The organism is Undibacterium sp. Tian12W (assembly GCF_049339405.1).
In the GTDB taxonomy this organism is placed as follows: Bacteria; Pseudomonadota; Gammaproteobacteria; order Burkholderiales; family Burkholderiaceae_D; genus Undibacterium.
Window position 1 is genome coordinate 1 of record NZ_JBMPPK010000020.1, and the last position, 20,750, is coordinate 20,750.

Annotated in this window: 17 protein-coding genes and 1 tRNA gene; 13 read left to right on the plus strand and 5 right to left on the minus strand. The window is 50.6% G+C overall.

Annotated elements, in window-relative coordinates; translation table 11 throughout:
* Positions 1-1,153: 1,153 nt before the first annotated feature.
* Positions 1,154-3,424: a TonB-dependent receptor gene (locus tag ACO0LI_RS22995; RefSeq protein ID WP_423035512.1), complete on the minus strand. Its 2,271-nt coding sequence runs from the start codon at positions 3,422-3,424 to the stop codon at positions 1,154-1,156.
* Between the two features lie 219 nt (positions 3,425-3,643).
* Here ACO0LI_RS22995 and ACO0LI_RS23000 point away from each other — a divergent pair, with 219 nt between their 5' ends.
* Entirely contained in the window at positions 3,644-3,901 is a 258-nt protein-coding gene (locus ACO0LI_RS23000) for a hypothetical protein (RefSeq protein WP_423035514.1), read from the plus strand.
* Between the two features lie 35 nt (positions 3,902-3,936).
* Here the strand turns inward: ACO0LI_RS23000 and ACO0LI_RS23005 are convergent, their stop codons facing one another.
* Together ACO0LI_RS23005 and ACO0LI_RS23010 are read right to left on the minus strand one after the other, a co-directional pair.
* Entirely contained in the window at positions 3,937-4,803 is an 867-nt protein-coding gene (locus tag ACO0LI_RS23005) for an SDR family oxidoreductase (protein ID WP_423035516.1), read from the minus strand.
* Positions 4,804-4,852: 49 nt separating this feature from the next.
* Positions 4,853-5,512 (minus strand): O-methyltransferase, encoded by a 660-nt coding sequence (locus tag ACO0LI_RS23010; protein WP_423035518.1) that lies wholly within the window; start codon positions 5,510-5,512, stop codon positions 4,853-4,855.
* Positions 5,513-5,927: 415 nt separating this feature from the next.
* On the opposite strand from ACO0LI_RS23010, the gene ACO0LI_RS23015 reads away from it, so the two are divergent.
* The 8 genes from ACO0LI_RS23015 to ACO0LI_RS23050 all read left to right on the plus strand — a co-directional run bounded on the left by ACO0LI_RS23015 (position 5,928) and on the right by ACO0LI_RS23050 (position 15,956).
* A complete protein-coding gene (locus ACO0LI_RS23015) occupies positions 5,928-6,560 on the plus strand; it encodes a TetR family transcriptional regulator (RefSeq protein ID WP_423035520.1) in 633 nt (210 codons plus the stop codon).
* A gap of 78 nt (positions 6,561-6,638) precedes the next feature.
* Positions 6,639-7,838, plus strand: a complete 1,200-nt coding sequence (locus ACO0LI_RS23020) for an NAD(P)/FAD-dependent oxidoreductase (RefSeq protein ID WP_423035522.1) — start codon at positions 6,639-6,641, stop codon at positions 7,836-7,838.
* A gap of 308 nt (positions 7,839-8,146) precedes the next feature.
* On the plus strand, positions 8,147-8,359 hold the full coding sequence (rpsU, locus tag ACO0LI_RS23025) for a 30S ribosomal protein S21 (protein WP_005877634.1): 213 nt from the start codon (positions 8,147-8,149) through the stop codon (positions 8,357-8,359).
* Positions 8,360-8,599: 240 nt separating this feature from the next.
* Complete coding sequence (locus ACO0LI_RS23030; protein WP_110257242.1) at positions 8,600-9,046, plus strand: GatB/YqeY domain-containing protein; 447 nt, start codon at positions 8,600-8,602, stop codon at positions 9,044-9,046.
* Positions 9,047-9,096: 50 nt separating this feature from the next.
* Positions 9,097-10,890 (plus strand): DNA primase, encoded by a 1,794-nt coding sequence (gene dnaG / locus ACO0LI_RS23035; RefSeq protein ID WP_423035524.1) that lies wholly within the window; start codon positions 9,097-9,099, stop codon positions 10,888-10,890.
* 1,151 nt (positions 10,891-12,041) lie between these two features.
* Entirely contained in the window at positions 12,042-14,210 is a 2,169-nt protein-coding gene (rpoD, locus tag ACO0LI_RS23040) for an RNA polymerase sigma factor RpoD (RefSeq protein ID WP_422952800.1), read from the plus strand.
* 166 nt (positions 14,211-14,376) lie between these two features.
* Positions 14,377-14,453: transfer RNA gene (locus ACO0LI_RS23045), tRNA-Ile, on the plus strand.
* 6 nt (positions 14,454-14,459) lie between these two features.
* Positions 14,460-15,956 carry a DEAD/DEAH box helicase gene (locus ACO0LI_RS23050; RefSeq protein ID WP_422952758.1) on the plus strand — a complete coding sequence of 499 codons (1,497 nt, stop codon included), beginning with the start codon at positions 14,460-14,462 and terminating at the stop codon, positions 15,954-15,956.
* 69 nt (positions 15,957-16,025) lie between these two features.
* Here ACO0LI_RS23050 and ACO0LI_RS23055 read toward each other — a convergent pair whose 3' ends face one another.
* A complete protein-coding gene (locus ACO0LI_RS23055; RefSeq protein ID WP_422952759.1) occupies positions 16,026-16,970 on the minus strand; it encodes an ornithine cyclodeaminase family protein in 945 nt (314 codons plus the stop codon).
* Between the two features lie 385 nt (positions 16,971-17,355).
* On the opposite strand from ACO0LI_RS23055, the gene ACO0LI_RS23060 reads away from it, so the two are divergent.
* Complete coding sequence (locus ACO0LI_RS23060) at positions 17,356-17,688, plus strand: DUF3579 domain-containing protein (RefSeq protein ID WP_422952760.1); 333 nt, start codon at positions 17,356-17,358, stop codon at positions 17,686-17,688.
* Between the two features lie 40 nt (positions 17,689-17,728).
* Here the strand turns inward: ACO0LI_RS23060 and ACO0LI_RS23065 are convergent, their stop codons facing one another.
* Positions 17,729-18,640, minus strand: a complete 912-nt coding sequence (locus ACO0LI_RS23065) for a LysR family transcriptional regulator (protein WP_423035526.1) — start codon at positions 18,638-18,640, stop codon at positions 17,729-17,731.
* A gap of 101 nt (positions 18,641-18,741) precedes the next feature.
* Here ACO0LI_RS23065 and ACO0LI_RS23070 point away from each other — a divergent pair, with 101 nt between their 5' ends.
* Genes ACO0LI_RS23070 through ACO0LI_RS23080 form a run of 3 tightly spaced genes read left to right on the plus strand, consistent with a single transcriptional unit; the run spans position 18,742 to position 20,733 of the window.
* Positions 18,742-19,473 (plus strand): histidine phosphatase family protein, encoded by a 732-nt coding sequence (locus ACO0LI_RS23070; protein ID WP_423035528.1) that lies wholly within the window; start codon positions 18,742-18,744, stop codon positions 19,471-19,473.
* Between the two features lie 20 nt (positions 19,474-19,493).
* Complete coding sequence (locus tag ACO0LI_RS23075; RefSeq protein WP_423035530.1) at positions 19,494-20,258, plus strand: SDR family oxidoreductase; 765 nt, start codon at positions 19,494-19,496, stop codon at positions 20,256-20,258.
* A 25-nt stretch (positions 20,259-20,283) separates the two neighbouring features.
* The gene (locus ACO0LI_RS23080; protein WP_423035532.1) at positions 20,284-20,733 is read left to right on the plus strand and encodes a PaaI family thioesterase; all 450 of its coding nucleotides are present in this window, start codon (positions 20,284-20,286) and stop codon (positions 20,731-20,733) included.
* Positions 20,734-20,750: the final 17 nt, after the last annotated feature.

Below are 20,750 nucleotides of genomic sequence, written 5' to 3' on the forward strand. Positions count from 1 at the left end.
GCAGGAAGATGAGCGTTACGACCAAATGAAATTGGGACTGTAGCCGCCTTTAGGCGGCTCAAGGGTTACCAGCGCCTTTGAGGCGCCCCAGCAATAAACCTCCGGCTTTGCCGGAGGTAATTTAATTTTGGAGTTCAGAAATTGATAGAAACAATTAAGACCTCATTTCTTTTTGCATGACGGAAAAGAATGCTTATTTAGTGAGTACATAGCAACTTCTCTCGCAAATACCGTGCCCAAATTATCACTAGGAAACTTACCGCGCCCATCATCATGTAGCCTTTATTGCTATAAAACAAACCTAAGCAAAACCTATAGCGACCCTTCCAGTAGGTGTCCTTGTAAATTCTGCAATTGGTGACCTCACTATATCAGCGATTTTTTTCTTTCTGAAAAATAAATTAAAAGTTGAAGATGCAATTTACACGGTAGTTTTAAACGCATAAAGCTCATTGTGCAAAGCTTTATGAACTGCAATGGGCAACGCCACTAGGTCTTGATTTGCAGCTCCACACACATACTCTCGAACAGTGTGGTGCTTGGGGCCAGAAGCAGAATAAGTAGATAGCGTTCCAAAGGCCATAGCCCTTGCAGGTCCAACTGCAACACCAGAGGACATTTATTGTGAAATAGTATGAATGAGCGTCGCCATTACTAGTTGCAGGGGTCACTAGTAGACGGGGTCACCCATTAACCCCCGGTAGTCAAGTAGTCGAACCACATACTCGCAACACACCGCGATCATATTTACCACGCCATCACACGCTTGTTTCAGAATGCCGTCGTGCCTTTTGCTTCAACGTGTGGTTGCGTGAATCGCACCAGTCACCCATGTGGATCTAGCGAAACATCAAACTGGATTTCGCCCAAGTAGCACAGCTACTCCAGAAGCATCTCAGTACCGCGTTGCGTCCAAGTGATGGGCAGATCTACGGCTACCGGATTCGGTTCCAACCCCTTGTGGCTCGCATTGCAGACGACTCATTGTAAAACAGCGATTGTGATGGCAGATACTGCGTGTCCAATCAGTTCTGATGGCTTGTGATCCAACCCCAGTCTCTGGCTCACGCAGTGCTGCCAACTCTCAGGTGTAACGTTCCCCCCAAAAAAAACGCCGGATCACTCCGGCGTTTTTTATCAGCTTAACAAGCTATCAGAAGTTAGCCTTGAACTGTACGCCGTAGTTGCGTGGTTCGTTCAGGATACCTGTCAGGTTGTTGAAGTCGATGGCGGCAATGACTTGTTGCTTGTTGGTGATGTTGCGACCATAAGCAGCGAGTTCATATTTGCCGTCAGCCCACATGTAAGCCAGGCGCAGGCCGCCTTCGAGCATGGATTTGGCTTTGTATTCCTTGGCTTCATACAGGAACATATTGTAGGAATCTTTGTAAGACCAGTCTGTGCTGGCGTACAAAGTGCCTTCGCCGATTTGTGTGGAATAACGCAGCGAGAAGTTGCCTACCCATTTAGGTGCGCGTGGCAGTGGGTTGCCACCGATCAGTACCGTACCGGCAACAGGGCCGGCAGGGTTGGTGACTGTACAGCCGTTACCGCAAGGCGCGACGAACAGTTTGCCATCCCTGATTTCAGTATCGTTGTAGCTGACACCTAATGTGGTTTTCCAGTTGCGGTTCAGGTTGGCTTGCAATTCCATTTCAAAGCCTTGGCCAACAGCTTTGTCAGCATTGACCAGTTTGTTCTGGTTCACGCCGCCGCTACCTGCTGTCAACTGCAAGTCTTTGGCTGTATATTGGAATACTGTTGCGCTGATACGTGCTGTGTTATCCAGAATGTCTTTCTTGATACCAGCTTCGAAGGACAGGGTTTTTTCTGAATTGGCGACGGAAATACTGTCACCAAACAAAACACGGCCCTGGATACTCGGTGCGCGGTAGCCAGTAGCGATACGGGCAAACACGGATGTTGCTTTATCCAGTGTGTAGTTTGCACCCAGATCCCAACTGATGTTGGTGGCAGATGGGTTGGCTCTGAACAAAGGTGTGCCAGGCGTGCCCAGGGCTGTGCCTGGTGTCCAGGTACGTTGTGCATCAAAGTCTTTTTTATCGCTGGTATAACGCAAGCCGCCGCGCAGTTTGAACTGGTCAGTAACCGCATAGTTCACAGTACCGAAGGCTGCCCAGGATTTTGCGCTTTGATGTTGAACTGCATAACCATCTTGTGGATTGCCTGGTGCCAGGGAATTGAAGTCGAAGCTGTCAACTTGCAGTTCTTCACTGAAGTAATACAAGCCACCTATCCATTGCAGCGCGTCTTTAGTATTGGATTCAACGCGGAACTCTTGCGTGATCTGTTTCAGGCTAGGCAAGCCATCTGCAGTTTCAGATGGGAAGGGGATAAAGCCAGGGCCCATAGAAGAAGCGAACGATGCGCCATAACCGCCGTCAACGTCAGCGCGGCTATAGAATTTTGCCTTGTCATACGCTGTGATGGAGTGCAGGCTGATGCCTGGCATATCCCAGCGCAAGCGTACACTACCACCGGAAGATTGCAGCTTCTGGCTGTTCAGGCCATCCGTCGGGTAGCTGGCATAGTCAAAGCCTGGAACAATATTGTTTGTTCCTTTTTGGATAATATTGGCGCGGAACAGAGTGGCATTGCCAGACATGTCACGGCCATGCAAATTCACCAGAGCACTGAAGTCGCCATTTTTATACAAGAATTGCAGACGTGCAGCATTGTCGCGGTAACCTTCGAGATTTTTCTCACCAGTCGAACGTGGGTTGGTAACGCGGTCATCACGTGTTTGTGATTGTGCCGAGAAGCGCATTGCCCAGTCTGGATTCAGTGGCACGTTGATAGCGCCTTCCAGATTGATCGCTTTGTAATTACCAAAGCCGATATTGCCATAGCCCTCAAAACGACGGGTAGGTTTGGCAGAGTCAAACTTCAGTACACCGGCTGGCGAGTTGCGGCCGAACAGCGTGCCTTGTGGGCCGCGCAGAATTTCTACCTGGTCTACGTCAAATACCGGGAAGCCTTTCAGCATAGGGCTTTCTTGCACAACATCGTCATACACCAGGCCAACTGGCTGGGACGCATTCAGATCGAAATCGGTATTGCCCAGACCACGGATATAGAAGCGTGGGAAAGAGCGGCCAAAGTCGGATTCTACGTTCAGGCTAGGTACGCGCGCCGCCAGGAAACGAATATCCTGACCGCTGGCATTGTAAGTATCGAGAGCCTCGCCTTTGATGGCAGAAATGGACATCGGTACTTCTTTGATGTTTTCTGCACGACGGTTGGCGGTAACGATGACGGTTTCCAGTTGCGTACCATCATTTTTTGCTGCAGGCGTGGCAGCCTGAGCCCAGGCAGCTTGCATGGGGAAGGCTGCAGCAACCGCCAGGGCGATCACGCTGAAGCTGACTCCCTTGTGCAATTGCTGAGAAATAGTTTTGCGCATGTTAAATTCCCAAGTTGATGTTAATCGATGATGTTCTGAAATGGTGCACTTGCACCATCCCTGAAATGGGGCGTGGTGAAATCGGGGATTTCTCTACGAGCGCCACCGCAAACGTTTGCGTAATCGTTTGCGGTGCGGCGAATCTGTTATCTCTCTAGCCAGCAAACAAGTCAAGAATTACTTAAATCCAAATAAGGAAATAAGCTTTTTGCTGCAAGAATGTTGCTAATTTCAAACAATAATGTTGCCGAACAGAACTCCCGGTTTGCAAATTTTTTTTGCCTGAAAATGGGGCAAGGCAGGAGGCGGGAATGGAAAGTGGACTTGCTGCAGACGACAATTGCCATAAAATTTTTCATGACATATCAGGGACTTGAAAAAAACTGGTCTGCTGATTCAACTATCCTCATGTTGCTGAAGCAGGTGGAAGACAAAAAACCTTGGCAGCCGCTGTTAGCAGCTTGCCAAGGTATTTGAGGGAGTTTCCTTGAAATAAATGTCAGTCAGTGTGGTCAGCTGATGTAATAAGCGGCCTGGTCCAGGTCTGTGAGCAGGGACGGGCCTTCAGGAATCCAGCCTAGCAGTGCTCTCGTCCGCAAACTGGTAGCAGCCATGTCAGCCCCAGCCATTTTTGCGAACCAGCCAAAGTGATCTGCTTCTCGCGATTCGACTGGCAAGCCCAGGTGGTGGCCTATCATTTCGGCTATCGTCTTGAAGGGAATGCTCTCATCGGCGACGGCATGGTAGACCGAGTCGGTCACACCCTGTTCCAGCGCGAGGCGGTAGACACGTGCAGCATCTTGCCGGTAAACACCAGACCAGCAGTTTTGGCCGTCGCCCAGGTAAGCGGAGACACCCTTTTCCTTTGCCAGTCGTATCAGCAGAGGCACGAAGCCATAATCGCCAAGGCCGTGAACTGATGGCGCCAGCCGGACTGTCGCCGCACGTACGCCGCGTTCAGCCAGTGTACGGGCCGTCGGTTCTGATTTGCGCGGTGAACCCGGATTGGGCAAATCCAGTTCACTTGCTCCACGCGCCATTCCAGACAGCCCGGAAGTGACGATGAGCGGGCGGTCTGACCCCTCCAGTGCGCTTCCCAGGGCTTCGATGACAAGACGGTCTTGCTCGCAATTCTCAATGAATTTTGAAAAGTCATGATTGAACGCAGTGTGAATGACGGCGTCAGCTTTGTCTGCGGCTGTACGCAGTGCATCAAGATCTTCCAGCCTGGCGAGCAGGACTTTTGCACCCGTTGCAGCGAGTGCGGTTGCTTTTTCGGCAGAGCGGGCAAGCCCAGTTACCAGATGACCTGCGTTGATCAATTCCTGAACTACTGCAGAGCCTACCCAGCCAGTAGCTCCTGTGACAAATACGTGCATAATATTTTCCTTAAATTTAATTGTGATTTGTTTGAGGGTTTGTGAGAATTCAGCCCAGCCACATCGATACTTCTACATCGTCGCCAAATGGCAGGGACAGATAGCCGCTACCTGGTGCACGTATCTGCGCCAGGTAATCAGGGCTGTAGTCGGCGTTATCGGCAATGATCAGTGCACCCGGGCGCAAGTGCTTTTGAACCAGCATCAGGACATCGCTATAGAGTGCCTTGGCACCGTCGAGTAATAACAGGTCAATGGATGCGGGAAGATCTGTTGCCAGCGTCTGCAATGCATCGCCTTCACGTATCTCGACCAGATCAGCCAGACCGCCTTCGTCCAGATGTTTGCGTGCCTGCACCACCTTCGATGGCTCAAATTCGCTGCTGATCAGGCGGCCGCCACCGTTGTCGCGCAATGCTGCAGCCAGGTGGAGAGTGGAGATGCCGAAGGACGTGCCAAATTCAACGATATTGCGGACATTGCTGCTGCGCGCCAGCATGTAGAGCAGCACGCCTGTCTCGCGTGAGACGGGCAGCCAGAGGTCTTTCAGCAAATTATAAAAATCCAGGTATTCGGTTTTGCTGTGCATCAGGCGTTCGCGCTCTTCACGCGAGATGCTGGCAATGGCTGGGCTGGTCGCAGCATCGGCTTGCCTGAACAGACGGTCAAGCAAGGTCGCCAGTGTGGGTGAATTAAGTGTATTGGTCATGAATGTATCCGGTTCTGAATTGAGTGCAAATGTAAACGCCACCTGCCATGCAGACGGCTATAAATAAAACGCGATTAATTCGTCGCATTGGTGAAAAATGATACGGGCAATGATTCACCTTGACTAATCGCATTGGGCATCGCGTTTTTTGGCAGGCTTGCATTAATGGATAAGTCTTTGATTCACTATAAGAATTTGTGTTTCAGGTAGCGATAATTGAGGTTTTGAATGACATGATCATCAGATCAAAGCTCAGGTTTTGCTTTGATCTGAAATTGCTTTCATTGCAATGATTTAGGTGAATTGCAAGCTGATTGAGGGATGACACAGCTTGGGTTAATATGTGATGGATTCATCGCATTACCACAGGATGGATTTTCCATTTTCTTGTTCGCTTTCTACGGTTTCTTACACGATGACTACCCGCCGCCGTCCTCAGGTTTCCACCCGCAAGCAACCACAACAGGTGCGCTCGGCAGGTCTGGTAACGGCAATCCTGGAGGCGGCAGTTCAGGTACTGGCGCAAGAAGGTGTGACGCGTTTTACTACGGCCAGAGTGGCAGAGCGGGCAGGGGTTAGCATAGGTTCGGTTTATCAATACTTCCCTAATAAGGCCGCGATTCTGTTCCGGTTGCAAACCGACGAGTGGCAACAGACTACCGAGATGTTGCGCCGTATTCTTGAAGACACCAGCAAGCCGCCGCTCGAACGTCTGCGCACACTGGTCCATGCTTTCATACGTTCAGAATGTGAAGAGGCTGAAACACGTCTGGCGCTCAGTGATGCCGCACCGCTTTACCGCGACGCGCCCGAGGCGCAGGAGGTAAAGGCGTCCGCAGACCATACTATCGACTTGTTTATGGCAGAAGTACTGCCTGGGGCATCTGGCGCCACGCGCACGCTTGCTGGTGATCTGGTCACCACTACCCTGAGTTCAGTAGGCAGCAGTTTTTCTGGCACACGCCGCACTCAGGCAGAGATCAAAACCTATGCCGATGCCATGGCGGATATGTTTTGTGCTTATCTCAAGGGCATTCAGCAAGATTGAGCTGCATTCGCAGATTCATTGCGCCTGCCATAAGCTACAATCTCGCCTGAATTTTTGAAAGTACCGAAAGTAAATACCATGAGTAATCAATTTGACCTTGCCGTGATAGGCGCAGGCGCAGCCGGGATGATGTGTGCTGCTGTTGCAAGCCAGCGCGGCAAGCGCGTGGTATTGATTGATCATGCCACCCGTCTGGCAGAAAAAATCCGTATCTCGGGTGGTGGGCGATGCAATTTCACTAACCTGCATGCAGGCCCGAATAATTTCCTTTCCGAGAACCCGCATTTTTGCAAAAGCGCTTTATCTCGCTACACGCCGCAAGATTTTTTGTCCTTGATGAAGCGCTATCAGATTGCCTGGCATGAGAAGCATAAAGGCCAATTGTTTTGTGACGACAGTGCTGAAGACATCATCCGTATGCTCAAGGCTGAGTGTGATGTCGGCAAGGTCGACTGGCGCATGGGCTGCAAGGTCGATGATGTGCAACAACAGGAGCAGGGCGGTTTCTTGCTGCAAACCAGCGCAGGCTTCATCCGCACTGCGCAAGTGGTGATTGCCTGTGGTGGCTTGTCCATCCCAAAGATAGGCGCGACTGACTTTGCCCATAAGGTAGCGCGCCAATTTGGCCTGAAGATCATAGAGCCACGTCCGGCTCTTGTGCCTCTGACTTTCGACGCCAAAGCCTGGGAACCTTTCGTGCCCTTGTCTGGTATTTCACTGGAAGTAGATATAGAAACAGGTGAGAAAAAATCACGCACAGTATTCCGTGAAGATTTGCTGTTCACTCACCGTGGCTTGTCTGGGCCGGCTGTTTTGCAGATATCCAGCTTTTGGGAGCCTGGCAAAGCCATACGCATCAATCTCTTGCCAGAAGTCGATGTGGCAGAAGACCTGGTGGGTAATAAATCGACGATCAAAAAGAATCTTGCAAATCATTTATCGCAATATCTGCCAGCTCGCCTGGTTGATGGGCTGTTAACTGCCCATGGTTTTGCTGGTGATGCCAGAGTAGCGGACATGCCGGACAAGCGCTTGCGCCTGCTCGGTGAAAAGCTGAACCGCTGGGAACTGATACCGAATGGGTCTGAAGGTTACCGCAAGGCTGAGGTCACCCGTGGTGGTGTTGATACCCGTGAGTTGTCCCAGCAAAGCATGATGGCGAATAAAGTGCCTGGCTTGTATTTTATCGGTGAGGCAGTCGATGTGACGGGTTGGCTTGGTGGTTATAATTTCCAGTGGGCCTGGGCTTCCGGTACAGCCGCTGGACTGGCGATATGAAGTGTTGTAAGAGCGGTGTTGTAAGAGCAGTGTTGGGCAGTGTTGTCATGGCGTTGTATTTTTGCCTGTTATAATACCCGGTAGCAGTATGTTGAATTGCATCTCGTTTTTTACTCTGTAATGAATGATATTCAGGCACATACCCCTGCAAATATCGAAATTTCCAGCTAAATGTGGGCGAGAATTTGATGATCTTGTTTTGCCTTGCGTAAGTTTTTGCGCAAGATTTAATCAACTTCCTTCCATTAATTTAATTTTCCTGTTAATATCTCGGTCTTCCTATAAATCTTTCCATGGTTTGAACTTACATGACCACAATTCGCCTTAAAGAAAACGAGCCGTTCGAAGTTGCCATGCGCCGCTTCAAGCGCACTATCGAAAAGACCGGTCTGTTGACCGAATTGCGCGCTCGCGAGTTCTACGAGAAGCCAACAGCAGAACGCAAACGTAAGTTGGCTGCAGCTGTTAAGCGTCACTACAAACGTATTCGTAGTCAGCAATTGCCTAAGAAGATGTACTAATCCAGCTGTTGTGTCTGGCAATTTGCCGGATGCCTCATCGCTGTTGGTGCATTAAAGCTTAGGTTTGCATGCCCGCTCCGGTCAGCCGCAGCGGGCTTTGTTGTCTTTGTTTCGGGCATTGTGCAGGCGCTGTGCAAGTATTATGCAAATATTGTGTGCCGCATTGTATGTGCCCGGGCTGGTATGTGATTCCAGTGCAAATTTGCGCGGAATTCATTTAAATAATTTCAGGAGCAGCTTATGAGTTTGAAAGAACAGATCACCGATGACATGAAGGCTGCCATGCGCGCCAAAGAAACAGTCAAGCTGGGTACTATCCGTTTGCTGACTGCAGCCATGAAGCAAAAAGAAGTCGATGAGCGCGTAGAGCTGGACGATGGCATGGTATTGGCCATCATAGAAAAAATGCTCAAGCAGCGTAAAGATTCCATCACCCAGTTTGAGGCGGGTGGTCGCCAGGATCTGGCTGATATAGAAAAAGCTGAACTGGCAGTTTTGTCTGTCTATATGCCAGCCGCAATGTCAGATGAAGAAGTGCAGGCAGCCGTGGCTGCTGCCGTGGCAGAAACTGGCGCAGCCGGCCCGCAAGACATGCGTAAAGTAATCGATGTATTGAAGGCAAAACTGGCTGGCCGTGCCGACATGGGCAAGGTTTCTGGTCTGGTCAAAGCGGCATTGTCCAAGTAATCTGGTCATCTGCTTAGACTTTTGTTTTATCCTTTAGCTGGCGTCCTGCTTTGATACCACAAAGTTTTATACAGGATTTACTGGCCCGCGTTGATATTGTTGACGTGGTGGGTAAATACGTGCAGCTCAAAAAAGGTGGCGCAAACTACATGGGTTTGTGCCCCTTTCATAACGAAAAATCCCCAAGTTTTACCGTCAGTCCGACCAAGCAGTTTTATCATTGCTTTGGTTGCGGTGCGCATGGCAGTTCCATCGGTTTCCTGATGGAATATTCTGGCCTCAGTTATGTGGATGCCATCCGCGACCTGGCGCAAAACAATGGCATGATCGTGCCAGAAGAAGACCGGCTCTTGCCCGCGCAACGCGCAGAAGTCACGGCAAAAAGCCTGGCTTTGTCAGAAGTCATGACCAAGGCAGGTGAATATTACAAACAGCAATTGCGTACTGCACCGCAGGCTATCGCTTATCTGAAGAAGCGTGGTTTGACTGGTGAAATAGCGGCGCGCTTTGGACTTGGTTTTTCGCCAGACGCCTGGGATGGTTTGCGCAGCGTCTTCACTGACTACAATGTACCTGCCCTGGTCGAAGCTGGTCTGGTCATTGATAAAAGTGAAGAAGAGGGCGGCGGTCGCAAGCGTTATGACCGTTTCCGTGACCGCGTCATGTTCCCGATACGTAATACCAAAGGCCAGATCATCGGTTTTGGTGGGCGCATCATGGAACAGGGCGAGCCCAAATACCTGAACTCGCCAGAAACCCCGTTATTTCAAAAAGGCCTGGAGTTATATGGTCTGTTTGAGGCGCGCCAGTCCATACGTGAAGCCGGCTATGTGTTGGTCACTGAAGGTTATATGGATGTGGTGGCGCTGGCGCAGATGGGTTTTCCGCAAGCGGTGGCAACCCTGGGTACGGCGTGTACGCCTACCCATGTGCAAAAACTTTTGCGCCAGACGGATCATGTGATCTTCAGTTTTGACGGTGATAGCGCCGGTCGCCGCGCGGCGAGGCGTGCACTCGACGCCTGTCTGCCGCATGCGAATGACGACAAGGTCATCAAGTTTCTGTTTTTACCCAAGGAACATGATCCCGATAGCTATATCCGCGAATTTGGTGCCGATGCCTTTGAGCAGGAAGTGCGCGATGCGATGCCGCTGTCGCAATTCTTTATGCGCGAAATGATAGGCGACAATGATTTAAATACTGCAGAAGGGCGCGCCCGCACACAGTTTGACGCCAAGCCTCTATTGCAGGCCATGCAGTCATCCGGTATGCGTTTGCAACTGGTGCGCAATCTGGCGCAGGTAACGCAAACCAGTCCGGCTGAAATTGAAACCATGTTTGAACTAAGTCAGCCAGTGGCCCGCGTCAAGCTGGCGCCACCCAAAAGCAAACGTAATGCACCGGTTGGCCTGGAGTTGCAGATCATGCGCATCCTGGTTGCGCATCCTTCGCTGGCGGTGATGCTTGATGAAAGCGTGCTGGCAGATGCAGCAGCGTTGTCACCCGATGGGGCTAATATGCTGCGCAGCCTGGTATTTACGGCGCAAAGCATGGGTGAAAGTGCCCAGTTTGCTGCGCTGGCAGAGCAATTGCGTTCCCTGGGTTCGGATTTTGATGCGCTGATTGCCGAGATTGCTGAGCAGGCAGAGACTGATATCGATATTGTCCGGCTGGAATTGGCCGGGGCTCTGCGGCAAATGCGCCATCAAGTCTTGCGTGCCGAGGCCGAGAACCTGGCTGCGCGTGGCTTGCGTACTCCTGAAGACATGGCGCGTTACCGCGAAATTGGGCAATTGCAAGAACAGCTTAAGAAGCAAGCTGCTGAAGAAGCGGCGCGTCGTTAAATAAAAAGCAATTTCCAACGTTGGAACTTTTTCCAGTTCGTAACTGTCATGACAGTTTGCGTCGGGGTCTTGTTATTTCCGGTTTTGACGTCATTTCTGCTATTGAAGTCGGGGCGCGGATTAAGTTATTTAATTATTTGTTAATTAATTTTGCCGACCCATGCAGAGTGGAGTGAGGTTTTTGCCTATTTTTTCTCCAGTATTTGCCTAAAATTTATTCACCAAATTGCCACTAAGTTGATATAAGCACAGTCTTAGGCTGGAGTAAAGTAGGTTCGCGTGGTATAATTAAAGGCTTTCGATTCAAGGTCTTAGGTTGTTTCATTCTGGGCGAAGCTTTTTGCATTTGCACAGAATGTGTTGTTTAGGTGAGCGTAATGCTCCTCCGAGTAACCCAAAACACTGGCGCTGAGACTCGGGAAGTCTGCAACAAACCAGATTTTGCTCTGCGATGCCGATCACCAGATCTGCTGGCAGCGCATTTTCTTTTTTGTGATGTGCCCACAGGCGACTTCCTCAGTTCCGGATGGTTTGATTCAATGGCTAGCGCAATGAAGAAACCCGCGAAAACCCTGAAGTCCACTACGGTAACAAAAGCCGTGGCAAGCGCACCGAAAAAGTCGCCTGCCACTGCAACGAGCAAAGCGGTAAAAACCGCGGCAAGTGCTGGCACCAAGGCAAAGACGGCTGCAGCGTCTGTTGCACGGAGTACGAGTAGTAAGGCTGTGACTGTCAGTAAAACAGACAAAACAGCGGAGCAAAAAGGGGTTGCGAAAGACGTTAAAGCGCCTAAAGTGATAAAGACCTCACTGGCAGCGGAGACCGTCAAGGTGAAACAGGCAACAAAGCAGGCAACAAGTAAAGCAGTATTGAAAACGGCAACAAAAGCCAAAGACACGGATGAAATATCCGCGTCTGCGACAAAAACGGCTGGTAAGGAAGTGAGCGGCAAGAATGCGACACCACCGGCAAAAAAAGGGAATCAGCCAGCAGAAGCGGCCGAATCCCAGCTCAGTGGAAAAACCAGGAGTGCATCTGCAGCCCGGCCAGAACCAGTATCCGTATCATCGAAAGCTTCTGTGACAATTAACAAAACCGATTCAAAGACAGTGACTAAGCCAACCAAGAATTCAGCGAAAGCTGCACCAGAGGTGCAGGAAATCAAAACCGGTTCTGCGCCTACAGTAAGCCAGACGACCGATGCTGCGGTGCTTGCCGCCATTGACACCTCCGGCTATGTATTGCCCGGGGTGAAGGTGCCTGGTCGCCGTGGTCGCAAGCCAAAAGAATACCAGCCTGAGAATGAAGAAATCGCCGCGCTCAATGCAGTAGAGCGCGCCGAGATGAAAGCCATAGACAAGGCCAAGGCAAAAGACCGCAAGGCCAAAGAAAAGGCTTTGCTCAAAGATGCCTTCTCTTCTGATCCTGAGGCTACTGAAGAAGAACTCGAACGCCGTCGCCAGAAACTGAAAACCCTGATTAAGCTGGGTAAGGACCGTGGCTACCTGACGTTCGCAGAAATCAACGATCACTTGCCAGAAAACGTTGTCGATCCTGAAGCCATTGAAGGCATCATTGGTACCTTCAATGACATGGGCGTGGCCGTGTATGAGCAGGCCCCTGATGCTGAAACCCTGTTGTTGTCGGATAACGTCGTCACTGTCACGACCGATGATGATGAAGTTGAAGCCGCTGCTGAGGCTGCACTTTCTACGGTTGATTCTGATTTTGGTCGCACCACTGACCCTGTGCGCATGTATATGCGCGAAATGGGTTCGGTCGAGTTGCTGACGCGCGAAGGCGAAATCGTCATCGCGAAGAAAATCGAAGAAGGCCTGAAAGACATGATACAGGCGATCTCTGCCTGTCCAACCACGATTGCAGAAATCCTCGCTGCGGCTGACCGTATCGCTGCCGATGAAATCAAGATCGATGAAATCGTCGATGGTCTGGTCGATCCGAATGCGGATGAACAGGCTGCGCCGGTAGTTGTGGTTGCAGAAGAATCGTCTGAAGAAGATGAAGAGGACGAAGAGGAAGAAGAGGAAGAAGAAGACGATGATGGCGGTGCCGCTGGCGCAGCTGCAATCTCTGCTGAACAACTCGAACAATTGAAACGTGATGCCCTGGCAAAATTCGAAATCATTTCAACGAATTTTGACAAGATGCGCAAGTCCTACGAAAAAGAGGGCTACAACTCCAAAACTTACGTCAAGGCGCAAGAAGCCATTTCCAGCGAATTGCTGGGCATACGCTTTACCGCGAAAGTAGTTGAGAAATTGTGCGACACCCTGCGTGGTCAGGTAGATGAAGTACGCCATGTAGAAAAGCAGATACTCGAAGTTGTCGTTAATCGTTGCGGCATGCCACGTTCCCACTTCATCAAGGTGTTCCCTGGTAATGAAACCAACCTGAGCTGGGTTGAGGGCGAAGTAAATTCTGGTCATTCCTACAGTGCTGTGCTGGGCCGTAACATCCCTTCAGTGCAACAACTGCAGCAGAAACTGATCGACCTGCAATCTCGCGTAGTTTTGCCTTTGCCTGATCTGCGCAACATCAACAAAAAGATGTCTGCCGGTGAAATGAAGGCACGCAAAGCCAAGCGTGAAATGACTGAGGCCAACTTGCGTCTGGTGATTTCCATCGCCAAAAAATACACGAATCGTGGCTTGCAATTCCTGGATCTGATTCAGGAAGGTAATATCGGTTTGATGAAGGCAGTCGATAAGTTTGAATACCGTCGTGGTTATAAATTCTCGACCTATGCAACATGGTGGATACGCCAGGCTATTACCCGTTCTATCGCCGATCAGGCACGCACGATTCGTATTCCAGTGCATATGATAGAAACGATTAATAAAATGAATCGTATCTCGCGTCAGATTTTGCAAGAGACAGGTGTAGAGCCTGATCCTGCAACGCTGGCGATCAAGATGGAAATGCCGGAAGATAAAATTCGCAAGATCATGAAGATTGCGAAAGAGCCGATTTCCATGGAGACACCGATAGGCGACGATGATGATTCCCACTTGGGCGATTTCATCGAAGACAATCACACATTGGCGCCGGCCGATGCTGCTCTGCATGCATCGATGCGCAATGTAGTAAAAGACGTGCTCGACTCTTTGACGCCGCGCGAAGCAAAAGTATTGCGCATGCGTTTTGGCGTTGAAATGTCCACGGATCATACCCTTGAAGAAGTAGGTAAACAATTTGACGTGACCAGAGAACGTATTCGCCAGATAGAGGCTAAGGCTTTGCGAAAATTACGCCATCCATCACGCTCGGATAAGCTCAAGAGCTTCCTCGAAGGTAATTAATGTTATATAATGGGCGTCGGTTTTCCGGTGCCCATTGAAATTGTTGTGCTGAAATTTGGCGCAATTTTTGCAGGCGGCATCATCTGGCTTTACCTGCAAAACCTGAAGTATTTTTCCAAACTGGATTAACCTCAGATTAAAGCAGGCAGAGCTTGCAGAAAGAATTGGGCCCATAGCTCAGTTGGTTAGAGCAGCGGACTCATAATCCGTTGGTCGCAGGTTCAAGTCCTGCTGGGCCCACCAACTACCATGACTGATATCAAGTCCCCAGTTACACCCTCTGATGAGCAAGCTACCCCTACGGTAAAGTTTGCCGATTTTGGTCTTGCGCCAGAAATCTTGCGTGCCCTGACAGATCAGGGTTATGTGCATCCAACTCCAATTCAGGAACAGGCTATTCCAGTTGTCTTGCAAGGCCGTGACGTGATGGGCGCAGCCCAGACCGGCACAGGCAAGACTGCAGGTTTTTCTTTGCCTATCATCCAGTTGTTGCTGGCCCATGCAAGCAGCAGTGCTTCGCCGGCACGCCACCCTGTGCGCGCACTGATTTTGACGCCGACACGTGAACTGGCTGACCAGGTCGCAGAAAACGTCAAGGCTTATTCCCGTCACACGCCCTTGCGTTCTACCGTCGTATTTGGTGGCATGGACATGGCACCGCAGACGGCAATCTTGCGTAACGGCGTCGAGATCGTGATTGCCACGCCTGGTCGTTTGCTCGACCACGTACAGCAAAAAACCGTCAACCTGTCACAGGTCCAGATACTGGTCATGGACGAGGCTGACCGCATGCTGGACATGGGCTTCCTGCCTGACCTGCAACGCATCATCAACCTGCTGCCTAAAAAGCGCCAGAACCTGATGTTCTCTGCGACGTTCTCGCAAGAGATCAAAAAACTCGCTGCCAGTTTCCTGACCAATCCGCAAACCATAGAAGTGGCACGCAGCAATGCTACTGCCGATAATGTCACGCAGATTTTGTACAAGGTATCGACGGAAGAAAAACGTGATGCCGTATCCTTCATCATCCGTGAACGCGGCCTGAAGCAAGTCATCGTGTTTTCCAACACCAAGATAGGTGCGTCACGCCTGGCTGTGCATCTGGTCAAGCAAGGTGTCAAAGCATCTGCGATTCATGGTGACAAGTCACAACAAGAACGCATGGCTGCACTTGAGGCTTTCAAGCAGGGTGAAGTTGAAGTACTGGTAGCGACTGACGTTGCTGCGCGCGGTCTCGACATTGCCGAGCTGCCTTGCGTCATCAATTTTGATTTGCCGTATAACGCCGAAGATTATGTCCACCGCATAGGCCGTACTGGTCGTGCCGGGGCCAAGGGGGATGCAATTTCCCTGCATACTGACCAGGATGAACGTTTGCTGATCGACATAGAAAAAATGATCAAGCAAAAAATCGTGCGCCTGAATCTGGCCGGTTTTGTCGCGACGTCCGTGCATCAGCCAGAACATCGTGCACCGCGTGAACGGGGCGAGCAAGGCGATCGTTCCGGTCGTGGTGACCGCGCTGACAGGTCTGACCGTGGTGAAAGAAGCGAGCGCCCAGCGCGTAGCTATCAACCACCGAAAGAGAAAGTCGATCCGTGGTTCCTCAAGCCTTATGAACCAAGTTCAGGTGCGAGTTCAAGCAGCAACAATACGACAGCGTCGATGGCATCACCATCAAATGCCAGCACACCAGCCAAGCCACAAAAACGTGCGGCTTTGTTGGGTGGGTTTCCTAAGAACTAAAATCGGGTTTAGCAAGGTCCATGGCTTTGTGGAATGTATATTATCTCGTAGGTTGGGCCGGGCCCAACCTCAATATTGTCTCGACCACACCAAATTCGCTGCACACAAATCCTCGATTGCCGTTCCCACTGATTTGAACAAAGTGATCTCGGCATTGCTCTTGCGGCCCAGGTGCTTATCAGCGCAAAGCTCGGCCAGTTCCGCAACAATCGCTGATTTTGCCAGGCTGCCATTCGCCAGTGTTTGTGTGATATCTCCTGCCTCAGCCAGGGCACCTGCATAAGTATCGACAAACACGGTGGCTCTGCTCATTAGCTCGTCATCCACTTCACGCATATCTGGCTTGAATCCACCTACCAGATCAAGATGCGTTCCCGCTTTGACATAGTCACTCAACACAACCGGTGTCTTGCTGGTGGTCGCGCAACAAATGATGTCGGCTTCATGGCAAGCTGCTGCCAGGTCTTCCCTGACATGTACTCTGATATGTGCCGGGAATTCTGTATGCTCGCGTATTATTTTCGCGGCACCTGCTGACTTCTCTACGGATCTGCCCCAGATGCTGATATCAGTAATTGCCCTGGTCTGGCAATGTGCAATCGCGATATGGGGTGCCAGGCTGCCGTTGCCAACCAACAGCAAATGCCGTGCATCGTGCCGGGATGCATAAGAAGATGCAAGAGCCGAGGCCGCAGCGGTGCGCCGCAAAGTCAATTCCTCACCATCCATCAAGGCCAGCGGTGCACCTGTTTTAGTGCTAAATAAAACAAAGACTGCTTGCACGGTTGGCATGTCTGTATTCTTTGGTGCCACCGTCACCAGCTTCACACCCAGTTGCCCTTGCGGCTGCCAGACCGGCATCAGTAGCAAACTGGAATTATCTGCTTCAGACAGGTTGTGAGCATGCCGTTTCGGCGCAATGACTTCTTGCGTAAATGCCAGGCGTAATGCGGGTATCAGTTTTGCATAGGGCAGGGCGATGCTGACTTGTTCTTTTGTGAAATAAGGGATCATATTGTGTAATCAGAAGCTTGCTACGAATGGATGCGTTTTTTTATTGTAAGGGCATATGCATTTTGCATTCAATGATGTAATGCCTGAACACGGCAGATGCATCAATTTTTATTAAACGCCAACTCTCTTCCTGCGGTTTGTGCTTCGCTGATAAATACAGTGCTTGTCAATCAGGCAAAGCCTTGTGCTGACTTTTCTTTACTCCCTCTCAAAATGCACTATAGTGGCTCAATAAGATTGCATGCTATGCATCAAAGCCAGATATATCAGCGATGCCAGTTTTGATTCAAGTCTTCTATAAGATATAATATGGAAGTATATTGAAAGCTTGGTATTACATAATGATGTTAAGCTTAATTCACTCTTGCTTTTGCAAGCCGAGCACATGGCCGATTCCAAAGAAACGCAACAAGTACGCGAGTTTTTCATCCAGGGTGTAACCAGCGATGGAAAACAATTTCGCCCCAGCGATTGGGCAGAGCGCCTGTGCGGAGCCATGTCCTGTTTCAGCCCCGACGGTGGCAGAAATTCACACTTGCAGTATTCACCTTATGTACGCCCGATCTTGTTGAACGGCGTGCGTTCTGTCGTGGTGAATGAAGCCATACGTGAAATCGAACCGCTGGCTTATCATTTCGTCGTCAGCTTTGCTAAAGATAATGATTTGCAAATTATCGATGCCTGTCTGCTGCCAGACGAGCCTAAGGCTGGCAAATAAATCCCATTCCATTTGAGTTGAATGCAGGACCAGGCCGGTATCACACCGTCTGATCCTGAAACGCCTCTATCACCTGTTGTCTCAACCAGCGATTGGCAGGGTCATTTTCCACATTCTGGTGCCAGTACAAATACACATCCCATGAGGGCATGGCTGCTGGCAGCGGCAATATCTGATTGTCGAATTGTTCATTCGCGATACGTGCATAGCCTTCCGGCATGGTCAGCAGTAAATCTGTCTGGCTGACTACCCGGCAAGCGGCAAAATAATGCTGACAACGCAGGCGTATGCGTCTTTGCAAGCCAAGACGGCTCAGCTCAAAATCTTCCAGACCCATACCTTTACGGCGTGAACTGGCGAGTATGTGTTCGGCCTGCATATAGGTATCCAGATCCAGCTTGCCCTGTATGACGGGGTGATCGCGCCTGGCCAGTACAACAGTATTTCCTTGCACTACCTTCTGACGGTGTATCTCATTTGGCAATGGCAACAGCATGTCAATCGCCAGATCCAGGCTGCCAGCCGCCAGTTCGCTAACCAGTTCCCGTCTTTCCACCTGTATTGCCGCCAGATTGATTTGTGGTGCCTGCCGGGTAATGCTCTCCATCAGCGGTGGCAGGGCGGTCGATTCCAGCACATCACGCAAGGCCAGATTGAACTGTTTGCTAGCCAGTGCCGGGTCAAACTTGTCATTTTCGGTCAGCGTCACTTCCAGCCCGCGCAGAGCTTGCCGCACCGGCTCTATGATGCTGCGCGCCAGTGGGGTCGAGACCATCATCTGGCCTTGGCGTACAAACAGAGGGTCATTGAACAATTGCCGCAGGCGGTTCAGCGCATGGCTGATAGCTGGCTGGGTCAGGTTCAATTGCTGGCTGGCGCGGGTCACGCTGCCTTCGGTATAGATGGCAACAAAGACAGTGAACAAATTCAAATCGACGCGTGATAAATGCATGGGATTAATTAATCTTGATAATAACTATTCATTTGATCAATTATAGTCCCGGGCTTACACTTTGTTCATCAATTTATAAGTGATATCTCACAGAGGAAGTAATGGCAGCTTTATATCTGGTCAGGCACGGGCAGGCTTCATTCGGCAACCAGAACTATGACCAATTGTCTGAACTCGGCGAACAGCAGGCAAGACACTTGGGTCGCTGGTGGGCAGCGCGTGATATGCAGGTATCTCGTGTCGTCACTGGCGCGCTGAAACGTCACCAGCAAACCGCGCAAGCCTGTCTTTCCGAAATGCGGCAACAAGATGTTGATGCACTGGATACTTCAGCCTGGCATTGCGATGCCGGTTTCAATGAATACAACCACCATGAAGTGCTGGCACGGCACGTACCTGCTTTTGATGATCCGGCAGCAGTCAAGCATTTCCTCATGAATACGCCGAATGGCAAGCAAGCCTTCCAGGATATTTTTGCCCAGGCCATCAGCCGCTGGATGTCAGGTGAACATGATGCTGAGTATGTAGAAAGCTGGAATGCATTTCGGGAGCGCTGCGTTATCGCCATGCACAAGCAACTGGCAATTGCGGATGATGCCAAGAACATCGTCGTGTTCACTTCTGGCGGCACGATCTCGGCCTTGTGCCAGCATGTGCTGGGTTTCCCTGATCCACGTTTTGCTGAACTCAACTGGTCACTGGTGAATAGCGCGGTCACCCGCTTTCATTTGCAGCCAACGTCTGAGGGCATATTGCGTCCTGCGCTGGCTTATCTGAATAATTTTTCACACCTGGAAGTGCTGAACAATCCAAAAGCAATTACCTACGTATAAAAACAAAAGAGAGACAAGACATGAAAGCAATTTTTGATTTGACCGGCAAGGTCGCACTGGTCACTGGTGCCAGCCGTGGCATAGGTGAAGCTGTTGCCAAAACCTTGGCTGCTAACGGTGCCCATGTCATCGTGAGCAGCCGCAAGGCAGAAGCCTGCGAAGCCGTGGTAGCAGCAATCGTCGCTGCCGGCGGCAAGGCAGAAGCTCGCGCCTGCCATATTGGTGAAATGGCGCAGATCGATGCCTTGTTTGCCGATATCACAGCCGCGCATGGCAAACTCGATATCCTGGTCAATAATGCTGCCACTAATCCTCACTTTGGGCATATCACCGAGACGGATGTCAGCGCCTTCCAGAAGACGGTTGATGTCAATATACGCGGCTATTTCTTCATGTCTTCAGCTGGTGCCAAACTGATGGCAAAACATGGTGGGGGCAGCATCATCAATGTGGCTTCTGTCAATGGCGTAGTGCCAGGTGCCATGCAAGGGATTTATTCCATCACCAAAGCAGCAGTCATCGCCATGACCAAATCCTTCGCGCAAGAGTGCGCGCCCATGGGTGTGCGCGTGAATGCCTTGCTGCCTGGCGCGACCGATACCAAGTTTGCCTCCGCCCTGTTCCACAATCCTGTGATCCTTGAAAAAGCACTGACCCGCATACCGATGAAGCGCATTGCCGAACCTGACGAAATGGCGGGCACGGTCTTGTACCTGGCATCGAATGCATCCAGCTATACCACGGGTGCCTGCATCAATGTTGATGGTGGTTATCTGGTTAGTTAATAAGGCAAAAGGACAAGGCGCGATCATGAAACCGGCATACGAGGCTAGCAATCCAGATTACGCAGTGCAACTGAAGAGTCTGGTGCTTGCCATGCCCATGGCGCAATGGCTGGGCATAGAATTTGTGAAGATAGTGCCGGGCGAAGTGGAACTGGACATTGCCTATCGCGAAGAACTCAGTTTCGTACCAGGGAAGATGCAGGCCACAGCCATCTTTGCAGCAGCAGATTTTGCCGGCGTCTCTGCCGCTGGTACCCTTTTACCAGCAGGCTGGATCAACGCCAGCATAGATTGTAATTTAAAGATAGTCGCCCCTGCTAATGGTGAAAAATTGCGAGCACGTGGGCGAGTGGTTTCAAATGGAAAGTTATTGACAGTCAGCGCCGCAGAGGTTTTTTCTGTACGTGATGGCAAAGAGGTTTTGTGCGCAACAGCATTGCTGACAGCGCGCAATATCGAACTACAAAGAAAGTAAAGCGGACATAGCCATGT